At 68.7% G+C, this 16,926-nt stretch carries 14 protein-coding genes; 10 read left to right on the plus strand and 4 right to left on the minus strand.

All coding sequences use genetic code 11. The features are described from left to right. Nucleotides 1–912 precede the first annotated feature (912 nt). From ACZ7SW_RS14050 to ACZ7SW_RS14095, 10 genes are all read left to right on the plus strand, one after another. Nucleotides 913–1,437 carry a (2Fe-2S)-binding protein gene (locus ACZ7SW_RS14050; protein WP_101435204.1) on the plus strand — a complete coding sequence of 175 codons (525 nt, stop codon included), beginning with the start codon at nt 913–915 and terminating at the stop codon, nt 1,435–1,437. Then, entirely contained in the window at nt 1,437–3,875 is a 2,439-nt protein-coding gene (locus ACZ7SW_RS14055) for a xanthine dehydrogenase family protein molybdopterin-binding subunit (protein WP_470230781.1), read from the plus strand. The genes ACZ7SW_RS14050 and ACZ7SW_RS14055 overlap by 1 nt, the downstream gene beginning before the upstream one ends. Beyond that, entirely contained in the window at nt 3,872–4,726 is an 855-nt protein-coding gene (locus ACZ7SW_RS14060) for an FAD binding domain-containing protein (protein ID WP_470230782.1), read from the plus strand. Before ACZ7SW_RS14055 ends, ACZ7SW_RS14060 begins: the two co-directional genes overlap by 4 nt. Nucleotides 4,727–4,858: 132 nt before the next feature. Beyond that, the gene (locus ACZ7SW_RS14065) at nt 4,859–5,572 is read left to right on the plus strand and encodes an SRPBCC family protein (RefSeq protein ID WP_470230783.1); all 714 of its coding nucleotides are present in this window, start codon (nt 4,859–4,861) and stop codon (nt 5,570–5,572) included. A gap of 221 nt (nt 5,573–5,793) precedes the next feature. Beyond that, nucleotides 5,794–7,008 carry a GGDEF domain-containing protein gene (locus tag ACZ7SW_RS14070; RefSeq protein ID WP_470230956.1) on the plus strand — a complete coding sequence of 405 codons (1,215 nt, stop codon included), beginning with the start codon at nt 5,794–5,796 and terminating at the stop codon, nt 7,006–7,008. A gap of 38 nt (nt 7,009–7,046) precedes the next feature. Continuing rightward, nucleotides 7,047–8,102: an NAD(P)-binding domain-containing protein gene (locus tag ACZ7SW_RS14075; RefSeq protein WP_470230784.1), complete on the plus strand. Its 1,056-nt coding sequence runs from the start codon at nt 7,047–7,049 to the stop codon at nt 8,100–8,102. 310 nt (nt 8,103–8,412) lie between these two features. Further along, nucleotides 8,413–10,056 (plus strand): discoidin domain-containing protein, encoded by a 1,644-nt coding sequence (locus ACZ7SW_RS14080; protein ID WP_470230785.1) that lies wholly within the window; start codon nt 8,413–8,415, stop codon nt 10,054–10,056. A gap of 9 nt (nt 10,057–10,065) precedes the next feature. Then, entirely contained in the window at nt 10,066–11,301 is a 1,236-nt protein-coding gene (locus ACZ7SW_RS14085) for an MFS transporter (RefSeq protein WP_470230786.1), read from the plus strand. After that, nucleotides 11,298–12,242 carry a TolB-like translocation protein gene (locus ACZ7SW_RS14090; protein ID WP_470230787.1) on the plus strand — a complete coding sequence of 315 codons (945 nt, stop codon included), beginning with the start codon at nt 11,298–11,300 and terminating at the stop codon, nt 12,240–12,242. Before ACZ7SW_RS14085 ends, ACZ7SW_RS14090 begins: the two co-directional genes overlap by 4 nt. A gap of 67 nt (nt 12,243–12,309) precedes the next feature. Next, the gene (locus ACZ7SW_RS14095; RefSeq protein WP_470230788.1) at nt 12,310–13,128 is read left to right on the plus strand and encodes an alpha/beta fold hydrolase; all 819 of its coding nucleotides are present in this window, start codon (nt 12,310–12,312) and stop codon (nt 13,126–13,128) included. Nucleotide 13,129: 1 nt separating this feature from the next. Here ACZ7SW_RS14095 and ACZ7SW_RS14100 read toward each other — a convergent pair whose 3' ends face one another. The 4 genes from ACZ7SW_RS14100 to ACZ7SW_RS14115 are packed head-to-tail and all read right to left on the minus strand — an operon-like array spanning nt 13,130 to nt 16,831. After that, on the minus strand, nt 13,130–13,906 hold the full coding sequence (locus ACZ7SW_RS14100) for an ATP-binding cassette domain-containing protein (RefSeq protein ID WP_470230789.1): 777 nt from the start codon (nt 13,904–13,906) through the stop codon (nt 13,130–13,132). After that, nucleotides 13,903–14,931 carry an ABC transporter permease gene (locus tag ACZ7SW_RS14105; RefSeq protein ID WP_470230790.1) on the minus strand — a complete coding sequence of 343 codons (1,029 nt, stop codon included), beginning with the start codon at nt 14,929–14,931 and terminating at the stop codon, nt 13,903–13,905. The genes ACZ7SW_RS14100 and ACZ7SW_RS14105 overlap by 4 nt, the downstream gene beginning before the upstream one ends. Further along, entirely contained in the window at nt 14,928–15,929 is a 1,002-nt protein-coding gene (locus tag ACZ7SW_RS14110; RefSeq protein WP_470230791.1) for a sugar ABC transporter substrate-binding protein, read from the minus strand. The genes ACZ7SW_RS14105 and ACZ7SW_RS14110 overlap by 4 nt, the downstream gene beginning before the upstream one ends. 29 nt (nt 15,930–15,958) lie before the next feature. After that, entirely contained in the window at nt 15,959–16,831 is an 873-nt protein-coding gene (locus tag ACZ7SW_RS14115) for a sugar phosphate isomerase/epimerase family protein (protein ID WP_470230792.1), read from the minus strand. Nucleotides 16,832–16,926: the final 95 nt, after the last annotated feature.

The raw sequence follows: 16,926 nt of genomic DNA on the forward strand, positions 1-16,926 counted from the left end.
GGCTCCGGCAGGTGAAAAGCCCGGAGATTCGCGGGTACTGAGCGGCTGGGACGCGGCGGCTGGCGGCGCTGGGCGGGCACGGAACTGAGCCGGGAGTCCGGACGGATCGGCGAGTGCTGCGCAGCCGGTGACGGCATGTGGCGGGGCCGGGTCGCGGATCCGGGTGATGCGGCGGCTCGGTAGGTGCTGCCTGGCCGGTGGCCCGCACGTGGCGGGGCTGGTTCGCGGATCCGGGCAATGCTGCAGGAACGGTGACTCGGTGGGTGTTGCCTAGCCGGTGACCCGCAGGTGGCGGGGCCGCGGATCGGGGTAATGCGGCGGGAACGCGGCTCGGTGGATGTTGCCCAGCCGATGCTCCCGGTGCGGTGGTGCTGCGCATCCGGGCGGTACGGCAGACGCTGGGGTAGCGGCGCAGCGAGTGCTGCCCAGCCGGTGATCCGGCGTGGCGGCACCCCCGGTCAACGCGGCAGATGCAGCGGAGCCAAGCCTCGGCGGAGCCCTAGCCACCAACAAGCGGCGGCATAGAGCCGAGCCGTCCAGCACGACGTCCGGCCCCCTGGCCCGGGCCGCACGGGACGACCCACAGCAGCAGCGCGATCCACCGGGAAAACCCCGTCCAGCAACGAAACCCGGTGAACCCCCGACCCGAAACCGCGCCCCCTCGGGAAGATCCGCCCACCACCCTGGACCGCCGAAAAATCACCCGTCCGGCTTCCCGCATCTGCGCGGCAAAATCACCGAAAACCACGCATCTGCGGAACCATCCAGGCGACGTGCGACATCAGGACTTGTCCGCGCGCGTAAGGCGTAGCACGCTCCCTGTGAGGCCGATCACGATCGCGCCTTGGCCGTTCCCGAACCGGCCCGCCGCCTCCGCCGGGGCTGGCGGGCATTTGCACTTGGAGGCCTTTGATGCGCATCACCGTCACTGTCGACGGCACGAAATACACCGATGACGTCGAGCCGCGCACCCTGCTCGTCCACTACTTACGGGAACGCGTCGGGAAGGTGGGCACCGTCGTGGGGTGCGACACCAGCAACTGCGGCGCGTGCACCGTCCATCTCGACGGGCACAGCGTGAAATCCTGTTCCGTCCTCGCCGTGCAGGCCGACGGATGCGAGGTCACCACCATCGAGGGGCTGGCCCGCGACGGCCAGCTGCACCCGGTCCAGCAGGCGTTCCACGACAATCACGCGCTGCAGTGCGGGTTCTGCACGCCGGGCATGATCATGCAGTCCATCGACCTGCTGGCCGACAATCCGGATCCGGACGAGCAGGCCGTCCGCGAAGGGCTCGAGGGCAATCTTTGCCGCTGCACCGGTTACCAGAACATCGTGAAGGCGGTTCGCGACGCCGCCAAGCACATGAGTCCCGGTGCGGGGCCGGACGCCGAGAAGATCGATCAGCCCAACCACGTCGGCGTGGGTGGTGAATGATGACCGCTACGATCGAGCCCGAGGTAGGAAAGTCCCGGCGCCGCAAGGAAGACGAGCGGCTGATCACCGGGCGCACCCGGTGGACGGACAACATCGTGTTGCCCGGGATGCTGCATCTCGCGGTGCTGCGCAGTCCGCTGGCGCACGCGAAGATCGTTTCGATCGACACGTCCGCGGCCAAGGAAGCCGCTGGCGTCGTCGCCGTTTACACCGCCGCTGACCTCGACCCCGAGGGTGCGATCGGCATGCCGTGCGCGTGGCCGATCACGCCGGACATGGCTGCGCCGCGGCGTCCGATCCTGGCCGCGGATCGGGTGAATTTCGCTGGCGAGGGCGTGGCTGTGGTGGTCGCGCGGTCGTCCGCGGAGGCGCATGACGCGCTGGAGGCGATCGAGGTCGAGTACGAAGACCTGCCGCCGGTGCTCGACCTGGAAGCCGCGCTCGCCGAAGGCGCGCCGCTCGTGCACGAGGAATTGGGCAGCAACAAGAACGCGCTCTGGGTCTTCGATTCGGCTGAGGCGGGCACCGGCGGCAATGTTGAGGAAGCACTGTCCTCTTCGGAGATCGTGTTGAAACGACGGTTCCGCCAGCAGCGCCTGGTGCCCGCGTTCATGGAGCCGCGCGCGTGCGTGGTCGACCCGACCGGCGCGCAATTGACCATGTGGTCGGCCACCCAGGTGCCGCACATCCTGCGCGTGATGTCCGCGCTGACGCTGGGCATCCCGGAGCACAAGCTGCGCGTGATCGCCCCGGACGTCGGCGGCGGGTTCGGCGGCAAGATCGGCGTGCTGCCCGAGGAAATGATGTCCGTGCTGGTCGCGAACAAGCTCGGCAAACCGGTGAAGTGGAACGAATCCCGGTCCGAGACGATGCTCGCCGCGCATCACGGCCGCGATCAGATCCAGGACATCACGATCTCGGCGAAGGCCGACGGCACGGTCACCGGGCTCAAGGTCGAACTGCTCGCCAACCTCGGCGCGTACAACGGCCTGGTCGGGCCGGGCGTGCCGATCCTCGGCGCGTTCATGTTCAACGCGATCTACAAGATCCCGGCGTACCACTTCGCCTGCACCAACGTGTTCACCACGACCACGCTCACCGACGCCTACCGCGGCGCGGGCCGTCCGGAAGCGACGTTCGCGATCGAGCGGATCATGGACGAGCTGGCCGACGAGCTGGGCATGGACCCGGTCCAGCTGCGCGAAAAGAACTGGATCAAGCACGAGGAATTCCCGTTCACCACGGTCTGCGGGCTCACCTACGACTCCGGCAACTACGAGGCCGCGACCGAGAAGGCGAAGGAACTCTTCGGCTACGACGAGCTGCGCCGCGAGCAGAAGGAACGCCGCGAGGCGAACGATCCGGTGCAGCTCGGCATCGGGATCTCGACGTTCACCGAGATGTGCGGGCTCGCACCGTCGCGGGTGCTGGGGTCGCTCGATTACGGCGCCGGCGGCTGGGAATACGCGTCGCTGCGGATGTTGCCGACCGGCAAGGTCGAGGTGACGACGGGTGCGTCGGCGCACGGCCAGGGGCACGAGACGGCGTGGAGCCAGATCGTCGCCGACCAGCTGGGTGTGTCCTTCGAGGACGTCGAGGTGCTGCACGGCGATACGCAGTCCTCGCACAAGGGCCTCGACACGTACGGTTCGCGTTCGCTGGTCGTCGGCGGTATCGCGATCGTCAAGGCCGCTGAAAAGGTGGTCGCGAAGGCGAAGCCGATCGCCGCGCATCTCCTGGAATGTTCGGAGGACGATCTCGAATTCTCCGGCGGCAAGTTCACTGTGAAGGGCACGGATTCCTCGACGACGATCCAGGACATCGCGCTCGCGGTGTTCGCCGCGCACAACCTTCCGGACGGCGTCGAACCGTCGCTCGATTCCGACGCCACCTTCGACCCGGAGAACTTCTCCTTCCCGCACGGCACCCACCTGTGCGCGGCCGAAGTGGACACTGAAACGGGCCAGGTGAAACTGCGTTCGTACGTCTGCGTGGACGACGTCGGCAAGGTGGTCAACCCGCTGATCGTGGAGGGCCAGGTGCACGGCGGGCTCGCCCAAGGCATCGCGCAGGCGTTGTTCGAGGAGGCTGTGCACGACGAGAGCGGCACCCTCACCACCGGCACGTTCGCCGACTATCTGCTGCCCTCGGCGGCCGACTTGCCGTCGTTCACCACCGACCGCACGGAAACGCCGTCGACCACGAATCCGTTGGGAGCCAAGGGAGTCGGCGAGGCCGGCACGATCGCCTCGACGCCCGCCGTGGTCAACGCGGTGGTCGACGCGGTGCGCCAGTTCGGGGTGAACGACATCGAAATGCCGCTCACGCCGATGCGCGTGTGGAACGCGGTGCGGGGCGGCGGCGCCAAGGCCGGCGGACCCGGCGGCGAGGCCGGCGGCGGTCTCGGTTCGATCGACGCTTCCGGAGGTGCCCAGTGATCCCGGCCCCGTTCGACTACGTCGCTCCGTCCACGGTGGACGAAGCCGTGCAGGCGCTCGCCGCGGCGGGCGAGGACGCCAAGGTGCTGGCAGGAGGGCAAAGCCTGCTGCCGGTGCTGCGGATGCGGCTCGCCGCGCCGACCATGCTGGTCGACCTCGGAAAAGTCGCCGAAATGCGCGGAGTGCGCGAGGACGGCGACGCGCTCGTGGTCGGTGCGATGACGACGCATTACGAGGTCCAGCGGGACCCATTGATCGCCGAGCACGCCGCGTTGGTGAAGGAAGCGACCGACACTGTCGCGGATCCGCAGGTGCGCCACCGCGGCACGTTCGGCGGCGCGATCGCGCACGCGGACCCGGCAGGCGACCTGCTGGCTCCGGTGCTCGCGCTGGACGGCGAGCTGGTACTCGCCGGTCCGAACGGGCGGCGGACGGTCTCGGCGGCGGACTTCTTCCAGGACTACTTCACTACCGCGCTGGCTCCGGACGAACTGCTCGTCGAGGTGCGGCTGCCCAAGCACACCGGCTGGCGGGCGCACTACGAGAAATTCAACCGGGTCGCGCAAGCCTGGTCGATGTGCGCGGTCGCGGCCACCGTGCGCACCGAGGGCGGAGTGATCGAAGAAGCCCGGGTGGCTTTGACGAACATGGGCGCGACGCCGGTCCGGGCGACCGGCGTGGAGCAGGCGTTGCTCGGCGCGCAGGCCAACGCGGAGACGATCCGGGCGGCCGCCGCGCACGCGGCCGAGGGCACCAACCCGGTCGCGGACGGCAATTCCGACGTCGAGTACCGGCAGCACCTCGCTCGGGTGCTGACTGGGCGTGCCGTCGCGGCGGCGGTGGGCGCCTAGCTGACCGGCCGTGAGGGACTCCTTGGGGGAATCTGATTCCCCCAAGGAGTCCTTCACGGGCCGCTCCCCGGGCGACGGCCGTAAGGTGGACGGCAACGGCTCGAAGCAGTGTGCAGGAGAGGAGGTCGGCCCGTGCGGCTCGACCACGAATTCACCGTCCCCGCCCCGATCGGGGAGGTCTGGCAAGCCGTCATCGACCCGGAGCGGGTCGCCCCGTGCATGCCGGGCGCCTCGCTCACCAAGGTGGAGGGCGACACCTTCGCGGGCACGGTGAAGGTCAAGCTGGGGCCGATTTCGCTGCTGTACAAGGGAACCGGCGAGTTCCTGGAGAAGGACGAGGCGGCCCGCAAGGTCGTCATCAAGGCGTCCGGCAAGGACTCGCGCGGCGGCGGCACCGCGGCCGCGACGGTCACCCTCACGCTCACCGAACGCGACGGCGGCACGCACGGCGCGGTCGCCACCGACTTGGCGATCACCGGACGTCCGGCGCAGTTCGGGCGCGGGCTGATCTCCGAGGTGGGCGGCAAGATCCTGGACACCTTCGCGGGGAACCTCGCGGCCTCGCTGGAGACCCCGGCCGACGAGACCCCGGCTCCGGCTCCGGCTCCGGCGGAGAAGGCGGAAGAGAAGCCCGCCGAAGAGCCCAAGGCCGAGGAGAAGCCCGCCGCCGAGGAGAAGCCGCATCTGCGGAGCGTTCCGGCGGGCGGTTCGACCGGCGAGACCGAGGCGATCGACCTGCTCGACTACGCCGGGCAGTCCGTCGCGAAGCGGCTCGCCCCGGTGGCCGCGGGCGCGGTCGTGCTGCTGATCGTGCTGGCCATAGTGCGGAAGCTGCGCCGCCGCTGACCGGTCGGCCAGTTGCCCGCTCGCTCTACTCAGAGCGTGCCCAGTGGGCAGTTCGCGGGACGGTTTTTCCCTCGGTTCGGCTAGATCCGGAGTGGACCCGCTACCCTGGGCAACTTCCGTAGGCCGAATTTCGCGTGGGGGCGCCCGTGAGGCAGGCACCTGTCCCCATCGGGGTGCGCGGCGCGGTGACGGCCTGGCGCGGCTGGCCGCCGCGCTGGACGATGTGGGCGGTCGCGCGGCGGCGCTGGATCGGCTACGCCATGGGCTGCGAGGCCGTCGCCGTGGCGGTCACGGTGACGGGTCTCGCGACCGGCTTCGGCGGCCCGGTGCAGTTCGGTTCGTTCGGGGTGCTCGTCGGGCTGGGCATCGCGCAGGCCGAGATGTCGCGGCGGATCGAACGCCTGCGGCGGTGGATGAGCGGCCAGACGCACATCAACGTCACGTCCGTCTGGTATCTCGCTGGCGCGTTCCTGCTTCCTCCGGCGTGGGTCGCGTTGCTGGCGTTGGTGCTGTACCTGCATCTGTGGCTGCGAGTGTGGCGACACGTGCGTACGCGGCCCGCGCATCGCTTCGCGGCGAGTACGGCCTGGGCGATGCTGTCGTGCTTCGCGGCGTCTGCGGTGTTGACCATCGGCGATCTGGACCAAGGCCGGCTCGACACCGCGTACGGCGTCCTCGCGCTCGTCCTGGCGGCAGCTGCCTTCGAGTTGGTGAACGTCGTGCTCGTAGCGACGGGCATCTACCTGTACACGAACAGCCGCTCGCCCGCGGATCTCATCGGCACCTGGGAGGACAACGCCTTCGAGATCGCGACGCTCTGTCTCGGCGGGCTCGCTGCGCTGGCGTTTGTCCATCAGCCGGTGCTGGTGGTGTTCGTACTGCCGCCGTTGCTGTTGCTGCACCGCTATCTCCTGCTGAAACAGCAGTTGCAGGTGGCGGTCGTGACCGACGAGAAAACCGGGCTGCTCAACACCGCGGGCTGGCACGAACTGGCGACCCGGGAATTCACCCGGGCCCGGCGGCGGGGGACCGGCAGCGGGTTCGCCGTGCTGATGATCGATCTCGACCATTTCAAGCGCATCAACGACACGTACGGCCACCTCACCGGCGACGAGGTGCTGGCCGCGGTTGCCGTGGCGATCGAGGCTTCGGTGCGGCAAAGCGACACCGTCGGCCGGTTCGGCGGCGAGGAATTCGTGGTGCTGCTGCCCGCGACCGGCGACACCGACGTGCTCGGGATCGCCGAACGGGTGCGGATCGCGGTGCGGGAGCTGACGGTCTCGGTGGGAGGTCCGCTGCGGATCAGCGGACTCTCCGTGTCCGTCGGCGTCGCGTGCTATCCGCAAGCGGGGGCCACGCTCGACGAGGTGTTGCGGTCGGCCGACGCCGCGCTGTACCGGGCGAAAGACGGCGGCCGCAACCGCGTGGCGGTCTGAGCCGGAAATACCGGGCGCGGGCAATTGTTGAACGTTGTATGAGCACTGCGGATCACGAGACCGACGTCGTGGTGATCGGGGCCGGGCAGGCCGGGCTGTCGGCGGCGTATCACCTGCGCCGGGCCGGGTTCGCCAACGAACGCGGGTTCGTCGTGCTCGACCACGGCAAGCGCGCGGGCGGTGCGTGGCAGTACCGGTGGCCGTCGCTGGTGGTCGGGAAGGTGCACGGGATCCACGACCTGCCGGGGATGGCGTTCGGGACCCCGGATCCGGCGCGTCCGGCGAGCGAGGCTGTGTCGGAGTACTTCGGGCGCTTCGAGAAGACGTACGACTTGCCGGTGCACCGTCCGGTCGACGTGACCGCGGTGCGGCGCGCGGGGGAGCGGCTGGTGGTCGAATCGCCTGCGGAGACATGGGCGGCGCGTGCGGTGATCAGCGCGACTGGGACGTGGGACCGCCCGTTCTGGCCGCGTTATCCGGGGACTTTCGCCGGACGGCAGCTGCATACGGCGGATTACCGCGGCGCGGAGGAGTTTCGCGGCCAGCGCGTGGTCGTCGTCGGCGGCGGGACGTCGGCGGTGCAGCTGCTGATGGAGATCGGCCCGGTCGCGCGTTCGACGGTGTGGGTGACGCGGCGTCCGCCGGTCTGGCGCGAGGAAGAGTTCAGCGAGGATTGGGGACGCATGGCGGTGGCGAAGGTCGACGAGCGGGTGCGGGCCGGGTTGCCGCCGGAGAGCGTCGTGAGCGTGACGGATCTGCCGGTGACGCCGCAGGTGCTCGCCGGGCGCGCGGCGGGGTATCTGGACCGGCGGCCGATGTTCTCGCGGCTGGTCGCCGACGGTGTCGTGTGGGAGGACGGGAGTTTCGAGCCCGCGGACCTGATCCTGTGGGCGACCGGGTTCCGGGCCTCGATCGATCACTTGGCGCCGCTGCGTCTGCGGACGTCCGGCGGCGGGATCCGGATGGACGGGACTCGCGTGGTGGCCGAGTCGCGGCTGCACCTGGTCGGGTACGGGCCGTCGGCGAGCACGGTGGGGGCGAACCGGGCCGGGCGCGCGGCGGTGCAGGAAGTCCGGCGGCTGCTGCAGCGCTGAGGTCTGCGGGGGAACCTTCCTGCGGGTCGTGAGGGCCACCTTCACGGACTTGCGGGTCGTGAGGGCCACCTTCAGGGAATCAGAGTCCCTCGGGGTTCCCCTCACGGACCTTCCGCGGACGGGAGCGGGGCGTTCCGGTGAGCGGGCAGCGGAACGCGGGTCTTGATCGTTTCACGTCCGTTCCGGGCTTGTCGGGAGAAACCGGGCCCGCTACTCTGCGGTTTTAGTTAGGAAACTTTCTTAACGCAACGAGACGCCGCAGAACCGTAACGCCGCCGCCCTGTTCCCGTCCGGCCCGAAGGAGTGCGACGTGTCCTCGTCCCGTGTCCGAAGTCTCGCCCGGTTCGCGTTACCGGCCGCCGCGGTGGTGCTGTTGCCCGCCGCGATCTCGCCCGCGCGCGACGCCAGTGCCGCTGCCGCCGATGTGCTGCTGTCCCAAGGCAAACCGGTCAGCACCTCGACGCTCGAGACGTCCACGCTCGGCGGCGACAACGCCGTCGACGGGAACCTCAAGACGCGCTGGGCCAGCGCGGTCAGCGCCGACGCCCAGTGGCTGCGCGTCGACCTCGGCCAGGCCGCCACGATCCACCGGGTCAAGCTGAACTGGGAAGCGGCCTACGCCAAGAAGTACCGCATCGAGATCTCCGACGACGGCGAGAACTTCAAGGCGATCTCGACGGTCACCAACGGCGACGGCGGCACCGACGACCTCACCGGGTTGTCCGGGCACGGCCGGTTCCTGCGCTTCGTCGGCACCGAGCGCGCCACGAAGTACGGCTACTCCCTCTGGGAACTCCAGGCGTACGGCACCCCGGACTCGTCCGGCGACACCCAGGCGCCCACCGCTCCGTCGAACCTCGCCGCGGGTGACATCGGCTCGAACAGCGTCGCGCTGACCTGGGCCGCCGCGACGGACAACGTCGGCGTCAGCGGATACGACGTGCTCCGGGACGGCAAGTCCGTCGCCACCAGCACGTCCACGTCCTACACCGACAACGGCCTCTCGCCGGACACCGACTACACCTACACCGTCCGCGCGAAGGACGCCGCCGGCAACACCTCGTCGGCCAGCAGCTCGGTCAAGGTGCACACGAAGCCGGGGACCGCGGGCAACACCTTCGTCCTCGCCGCCGCGGGCGACATCGCCGAACAGTGCACCGCGAGCAGCTCCAGCTGCGTGCACCCGAAGACCGCGAAGCTCGTCCAGGGCATGAATCCCGCCGCGGTGATCACCATGGGCGACAACCAGTACGACGCCGAAAACACCGGCCTGTCGCTGCAGAACTTCAAGGACTACTACGACAAGACCTGGGGCAAGTTCAAGAGCATCACGCACCCGGTCCCCGGCAACCACGAGACCTACGACGACAACAAGCCGTTCGAGGCCTACGAGCAGTACTTCGGCAAGATCGCCACGCCGAACGGAAAGCGCTACTACAGCTGGGAAATGGGCAACTGGCACTTCATCGCCCTCGACTCCAACGGCTTCGTCGACGACAACGACGGCGGCGAGCTGAAGGACACCGACCAGATGAACTGGATCAAACAGGACCTGGCGAAGAACACCAAGGGCTGCGTCGCGGCGTACTACCACCACCCGCGGTGGAGCTCCGGCGACCACGGCGACCAGCGCGGTTCCAAGCAGCTGTGGGACCTGTTCGCGCAGAACAAGGTCGACCTGATCCTCAACGGCCACGACCACCACTACGAGCGGTTCGTCCCGCAGGACGCGAGCGGCAAGGCGAACCCGGCCGGTCCGGTCGAGATCGTCGGCGGCATGGGCGGCGCGAACCCGTACCCGGTCCACTCCGCGCACCCGACCACGGCGAAGCTGCTCAAGGACACCTTCGGCGTGCTGAAGCTGACGATGACCGACAACACGTTCTCCGAGCAGCTGATCGGTCTCGACGGCAAGGTCCAGGACAGCAGCCCGACCTACACCTGCCACAACTAGGGGCCGGTCATGTACATCGCGACAAGCCGTAGTTCGGACGTCGCGGCGGGCACCGAGCGCAAGACCGGCCTGCGCCGGGTGTCGGCGAATGTCGTCGCACTCGGCGCGGTCAGCCTGGTCACCGACATCTCCTCGGAGATGGTGACCGCGGTGCTCCCGCTGTATCTGGTGCTCGGCCTCGGGCTGAACCCGCTGCAGTTCGGCCTGCTCGACGGGCTTTACGCGGGAGCCACCGCCGTGGTCCGCGTGCTCGGCGGGCATCTGGCCGATCGGTGGCGAAGGCTCAAGGCGGTCGCCGGGTTCGGCTACGGCTTGTCCGCGGTGTGCAAACTCGGCCTGGTCGCGGCCGGTTCCTCGGTCGCGGCGATCGGCGTGGTGCTGGCCGCCGACCGCACCGGCAAGGGGCTGCGCACGGCCCCGCGCGACGCGTTGATCTCGCTCAGCAGCGAACCCGACACGCTCGGCCGGTCGTTCGGCGTGCACCGCGCGATGGACACAGTCGGCGCGTTCCTCGGCCCGCTCGTGGCGATGGCTGTGCTCGCGCTGAGTCTCGGCAGCTATACCTCGGTGTTCTTCACCAGTTTCTGCATCGCGGCGATCGCGGTAATGCTGCTGGTGTTGTTCGTCCGGGACCACAAGCAGGAAATCGCCGACCGGGCCGCGGTGTCCGTGCGGGCGGCGTTCGGGTTGTTGCGCGAGCGGGGTTTCCGCCGCGTGGCGGTGTGGGCGGCGCTGCTCGGGTTCGTGACTCTCGGCGATTCCTTTGTGTACCTGGTGCTTCAGCGGCGCTGGGACGTCGCGGCGACGTTCTTCCCGTTGCTGCCGCTCGGCACCGCCGGGGTCTATCTCGTGCTGGCGGTTCCGCTGGGCAAGCTGGCCGACCGGATCGGGCGCTGGCCGGTGTTCCTCGGCGGGCACGTCGCGCTCGTCGGCGCGTTGATCGCGTTGTGCGGGCCGGTGTCCGGATTCTGGCTCGCGGCCCTCGCTTTGGGGCTGCACGGCGTGTTCTACGCGGCTACTGACGGGGTGCTGATGGCCGCTGCCGGACCGTTGGTGCCCGCCGACCTCCGGGCGACCGGGCTCGCGGTGGTCCAAACCGGACAGGCTGCCGCGCGGATGCTTTCGTCTGTCCTCTTCGGACTCGCCTGGACCCTGTGGGATCTCCAGCCCGCGGTCCTCGCGGCGGCCGGAGCGCTCGCTGTCGTGGCGCTCGGCGCGGCTTTCGCAAGGCCGGTGCGCAAATGAAAAAGGTCCTTCTCGCTGTTGTCGGAACCGTGGTGCTCGCGGCTGCTGCAGTGGTTTACACCGTTGCCGCGCGGCCTAGCCCGGCCGAACCCGCGAAGGTCGAGCGCCTTTCGCTCGCGCCTGGGCAGTTGTTCTTCCGCAGCACCAAGACGGGCAACGTCGGCGTCGTTCCGCTCGCGAATCCTGGTGCTGCGCCGAAGTTCAGCGAGCTGAAATGCGACCGGTTCGCCGTGTCCGGCTCGACGGGGATGTGCCTCGCGGTGCGTCCCGGCACGTTGCCCGCGGTCAGCGACTTCAGCGTCCTCGACCGGAATCTCACCACAACGCACAAAGACTATCTGCCGGGGACGCCGAGCCGGGCACGCGTTTCGCCGGACGGCAAGCGGGTGTACTGGACGCTGTTCGTCACCGGTGATTCCTATGCTGCCACTGGCTTTTCGACGCGCGCCGGGGTTTATCAGCTGGACAACGGCGAGCTGGAAAAGACGATCGAGGAGCTGCCGGTCCTGGTCGACGGGAAGCGGTACTTCTCCTCCGACGTCAACTACTGGGGCATCACGTTCGCCAAGGACGGCAAGCGGTTCTACTCGACGCTGGGTTCCAAGGGCAAGACGTACCTGATCGAAGGCGACTACGACACCTACCGCGGGAAAGCGCTGCGGGAGAACGTGGAATGCCCGTCGCTGTCGCCGGACGAAACGCGGATCGCGTTCAAGAAGAAGGTCGGCGAGGGCGTCTGGCGGCTGTCCGTGCTCGACCTCAAGACGATGCGCGAGACCGCGCTCGCCGAGACCCGAAGCGTGGACGACCAGGCGTTGTGGCAGGACGACCACACGATCCTGTACGGCCTGGAGAACGCCGTGTGGTCGGTGCCCGCGGACGGGTCCGGCACCCCGCGCAAGCTGGTCGACGAAGCCTCCTCGCCCGCCGTCACCAGCTGATTCGACATCTCTTTACGTCGTATAGTATCCTCGTGCCCGGAGATACTTTACGGCGTAAAGAGATGAGATGGCTGAAGCGACTCTGCACGACGGAACGCGGATCGAAACGCAGGTGCGCGGGGACGGGCCGGTGCTGCTGCTCCCGGTCGACCCCCGGCCCGCCGAGGGGCCGGAGGCCGAGGCGGCCCGGCAGTGGGGCGCCGATCCGGAGCTGGGCCGTTCGCTGATCGAGGGATTCGCCGGGTTCCGGGTGGTGGCCTTCGATTACCAGGGGCACCGGATGGCGCGTCCGGCCGACCTGACGCCGGACGTGCTCGCGGCCGATTTCCTGGCGGTGGCGGACGCGGCCGGGGCGGATCGGTTTTCTTATTGCGGATACTCGTGGCTGGCGCTGTCCGGGCTGCAGCTGGCGTTGCGCACGGATCGGCTGGACGCGTTGGTGATGGGCGGGTATCCGCCGGTGGACGGGCCGTACGCGGCAATGCTCGCGGTGACCCGGGCGACGCACGAGATGGCGCTTGCCGGGCCCACGGCCGAAGCCAAAGGCGAACCGGGGGATTGGGATTCGGTGGACGTCACGTTGTCCACGGGGCAGACGAAGCAGTTCGTGACGTTGTATGAGGCGTTGCGGGACTTTGACGACCGGGCGGTCGAGTTGTCCTGTCCTCGGTTGTGTTTCGCGGGCTCGGAAGATCGGATTGTGTACAGCGAACGGTGGGGCGGGGTGACCGTCGACATCGCGGGTCCGCTGCTGCGGGAGCGCGCCGAACTGGAGACGCGTGGGTGGACCGTCGAGGTGCTTGACGGGCTGGACCACATGAGCGCTATGCAGGCGGCCGCGGTGCTGCCGGTGGTGCGGCCGTGGCTGGAGAAAGCGGTTTCGTGAGCTATTCCGCTTGCCGCAGCTCGTGTTCCAGCGCCTCCAGTTCCGCGCCGCCGGCCATCTGCCGGGTCAGCTCCGGCAGTTCGATCTCCGCCTTCTCGTAGGACCCGAGCGCCGTGCCGCGTTTGAGGAGCAGGAAGCGGTCGGCCACCGGATACGCGTGGTGCGGATTGTGCGTGATCAGGACGACGCCCAGGCCCCGGTCACGGGCCTGGGCGACGTACTTCAGCACGACCCCGGCCTGCTTCACGCCCAGCGCGGCCGTCGGCTCGTCCAGGATCAGCACCTTCGCGCCGAAGTGGATGGCCCGGGCGATCGCCACGCACTGCCGTTCGCCGCCGGACAGGGTGCCGACCGGCTGTTCGACGTCTCGCAGGTCGATGCCGAGATCGGCGAGGGCTTTCTTCGTCAGTTCCCGGCCTTTGCGTCGGTCCAGCGCGCGGAACGGGCCGAAGCCGACGGTCGGTTCGGAGCCGAGGAAGAAGTTCCGCCACACGCTCATCAGCGGCACCACCGCGAGATCCTGGTACACCGTGGCGATTCCGCGGTCCAGCGCTTCCCTTGGCGAGGCGAACCGCACCGGCGCGCCTTCGACCAGTAACTCGCCTTCGTCGTGCTGGTGCACCCCGGCGAGGATCTTGATCAAAGTGGACTTTCCCGCGCCGTTGTCGCCGAGCACGCAGGTGACCTCGCCCGCATTGACCACTGTGGACACTTCACGCAGCGCGACCACGGTGCCGTAACGCTTGCCGACGTTCTTGACTTCGAGGAGAGCGTTCATCGCCGGACCCTTTCCGCGCGCCGCCGCAATGCGTTGTTGACCAGGACCGCCGCCAGCAGCATGATGCCGAGGAACAGCATGAACCAGTCGTTGTCCCAGCCGGCGAACACGATGCCCTGGCGGGCCATGCCGAAGATCAGCGCGCCGATCGCCGCGCCGACGGCCGAGCCGAACCCGCCGGTCAGCAGGCAGCCGCCGATCACCGCGGCGATGATGTACTGGAATTCCAGCCCGATGCCCTGATTCGCCTGGACGCTCGCGAACCGCAGGATGTTGATCGAGCCGACGAGCCAGCCGGCCAGCGCGGTGCCCATGAACAGCAGGATTTTGGTGCGTACCACGGGAACGCCGACCGCGCGTGCGCTTCCGGCCGATCCGCCGACCGCGAAGATCCAGTTGCCGAAGCGCGTCCGCATGAGCAGCCACGCGGCCACCGCGATCGCGCCGAGCCACCAGACGATGGAGATCTGGAACGGGGTCCCGTCGATGTCCACTGTGGAGGCGAAGACGAACCCGGCGGACGCGTAGCCGTCGGTCGAGCGCATGCCCGAGACTTGCACGGTACCTGTCACCAGCCGCGTTACGCCGAGGTTCAAGCCTTGCAGGGCAAGGAAAGTACCGAGGGTGACGATGAAGCTCGGCAGTCCGGTCTTCATCACGAGCCAGCCGTTGAACGCGCCGACCGCCAAGGCGAACACCAGCGAGACGAGCAGCGCGAGCCACACGTTCCAGCCGGCTTGGGTCGCCAGGATCGCGGTGACCAGCGACGTCGACGCGGTCATCACGCCCGCGGACAGGTCGAACTCGCCGCCGACCATCAGCAGCGACACCGCCACCGCCATGATGCCCAGGGTCGCCGCGTCGTCCAGCCAGGTCGCCGCTCCGCTGGCGCTGAAGAACTTGTCGGTGGCGAAGGCGAAGAAGAGGAATACCACGACCGCGCCGAGCAGCGCGCCGATCTCCGGGCGCACCACCAGCCGGTCGGTCAGCCGCGGCTTCGCCAGCCGTTCGTCGAGGGTCGTCATCGGGTGCCCCTTCGCACGTACTGGCCGACCTTGTCCACTGTGGATTTGTCGACCAGGTCGGGGCCGGTGAGCACCGGTTTGCCGCCGCCGACGACGTTCGCGTTGTCCCGGTACAGCTTCAGGAACTGCACCGGGAGATAGCCCTGTTCGTACTGCTGCTGGTCGACCGCGAACAACACATCGCCCGCCTTGATCGCGGCCACGACGTCGGAGTTGAGGTCGAACGTGGCGACCTGCGCCTTCGAGTTCACCGATTTGATCGCGCTCACCGCGCGGGCGGCGACCTGCGAGTTCAGCGTGAGGACCGCGTCGATCGACGGGTCGGTCTGCACCGCGCCGCGGATGCGCGATTCGGCGTCGGTCGGATTGGAGATGTCCACCTGCAGGGTTTGCACGGTGCCGGCGAACCCGGCCTTCGCGCCGTCGCAACGCTGCGCCTGCCCGACGTTCCCGGCCTCGTGAATCACGCACAACAGCTTGTGCTTGCCGAGGTCCTTGAACTTCTTCCCGGCTTCCTGGCCGGCGATCGACTCGTTCTGCCCGACGTGCGTGAGCGCGCCGTACTCCGCGCTCTTGTCCTCGCCGGAGTTGATGGTGATCACCGGAATCCCGGCACGCACCGCGGCCTCGATGGACGGGCGCAGAGCTTCCGGGTTCGCCATCGACACCACGAGTCCGCCGGTCTGCTGGGCGACCGCGTTGTCGATCAGTTTGGCCTGTGCGCCCGGATCGCCGTCTGACGTGTATTCGACTTGCACACCAAGGTCTTTGCCCGCTTGTTCGGCACCGTTCTTCACCACGTTCCAGAACGCGTCGCCCGCGGTGCCGTGCGTGATGACCGAAACCTTCAGCGGTCCGGACGGCGTCGGCGCGGCGGCGGGCGCGGTCGTCTTCGGCTCGGCGGCCGGCCCGGTGCACGCCGCCAGCAGCAAGCCCGCCGCCAGCAGGCTCGCCACCGCGCGGCCGGAGCGTCGTGCGCGCTCCCAGCGATGGGACATCGTTGTCTCTCCTCGCTTGGTTTCCAAGATCAGCCGGTGATTTTCCGCAGGTACGAGAGGCTGGTCGCGACGTCTTTGCCGGGGCGGTCCACCGGGCTGTCGCCGCTCAGCGCGGTGTCCTGTTCCAGCACGTACCACCCGTCGTAGCCCGCCTCGGCGACGGAGCGGACCATGGCTTCGATGTCCACGTCGCCCTCGCCGAGCGGCACGTAGAGACCCTTGCCGACGGCTTCGGCGTAGGGCAGCTTGCCTTCTCGGACGGCTTCGGCCAGTTCGCTGCGGACGTCCTTGAGATGCAGGTGCCCGATCCGTTCCGGGTGCCGCCGGGCGAGTGCGACCGGGTCGGTGCCGCCGATCAGGAGATGGCCGGTGTCCAGGCAGAGCTGGAGATCCGAGTCGGCGAGGAAGCGCTCGACCTCCGCCTCGGTCTCCACGTGCGTGCCGACGTGCGGGTGCAGGACTGTCCGGAGGCCGTGTTTCGCCGCTGTGTCCCGGATCTTGGCCGCGGTGCGGACCAAAGCGGACCATTCGGCGTCGGTGAGGATGGGCCGTTCGTCGTAACCTTCGAGGCCGGTCGCGGCGGCGAGCACGAGCATTCCGCCGCCGCAGGCCGCGAAGAGTGCCGCTGAGTCTTCCGCTTCGGCGATGGCCGCGTCCGGATTTTCGTGCAGCGGCACGGCGAGGAAGCCGCCGACGAGTTCGAGCTGATGCCGTCCCAGGAGCGTCTTCAGCTTGGCCGGTTCACGCGGCAGGTAACCGGGCGGGCCCAATTCCGTCGCGGTGACGCCCAGTTCGGTCATTTCACTGAGCACGACTGGGGCGTCGAGCACGCGTCCCCAGCCGGGCACCTCGCAGACTCCCCACGAGATCGGGGCGGCGGCGACGCGGATCTTCGCGGTCATGGATCCCTCTCCGGTCGGGGGACAGTGGTTCCGTGCCCTTGATTAGAGCGCTCTAAGCTTGTAGCGTCCGACCCGTCGCGTCAAGCGCTTCTCCG

It is taken from the genome of Amycolatopsis sp. NPDC114484 (assembly GCF_055633755.1).

What these genes read in the sequence shown, in the direction of transcription:
- ACZ7SW_RS14050 (WP_101435204.1), top strand. Translation starts at nt 913, where the DNA reads ATGCGCATCACCGTCACTGTCGACGGCACGAAATACACCGATGACGTC.
- ACZ7SW_RS14055 (WP_470230781.1), top strand. Translation starts at nt 1,437, where the DNA reads ATGACCGCTACGATCGAGCCCGAGGTAGGAAAGTCCCGGCGCCGCAAG.
- ACZ7SW_RS14070 (WP_470230956.1), top strand. Translation starts at nt 5,794, where the DNA reads ATGTGGGCGGTCGCGCGGCGGCGCTGGATCGGCTACGCCATGGGCTGC.
- ACZ7SW_RS14075 (WP_470230784.1), top strand. Translation starts at nt 7,047, where the DNA reads ATGAGCACTGCGGATCACGAGACCGACGTCGTGGTGATCGGGGCCGGG.
- ACZ7SW_RS14085 (WP_470230786.1), top strand. Translation starts at nt 10,066, where the DNA reads ATGTACATCGCGACAAGCCGTAGTTCGGACGTCGCGGCGGGCACCGAG.
- ACZ7SW_RS14090 (WP_470230787.1), top strand. Translation starts at nt 11,298, where the DNA reads ATGAAAAAGGTCCTTCTCGCTGTTGTCGGAACCGTGGTGCTCGCGGCT.
- ACZ7SW_RS14095 (WP_470230788.1), top strand. Translation starts at nt 12,310, where the DNA reads ATGGCTGAAGCGACTCTGCACGACGGAACGCGGATCGAAACGCAGGTG.
- ACZ7SW_RS14100 (WP_470230789.1), bottom strand. Translation starts at nt 13,906, where the DNA reads ATGAACGCTCTCCTCGAAGTCAAGAACGTCGGCAAGCGTTACGGCACC.
- ACZ7SW_RS14105 (WP_470230790.1), bottom strand. Translation starts at nt 14,931, where the DNA reads ATGACGACCCTCGACGAACGGCTGGCGAAGCCGCGGCTGACCGACCGG.
- ACZ7SW_RS14110 (WP_470230791.1), bottom strand. Translation starts at nt 15,929, where the DNA reads ATGTCCCATCGCTGGGAGCGCGCACGACGCTCCGGCCGCGCGGTGGCG.
- ACZ7SW_RS14115 (WP_470230792.1), bottom strand. Translation starts at nt 16,831, where the DNA reads ATGACCGCGAAGATCCGCGTCGCCGCCGCCCCGATCTCGTGGGGAGTC.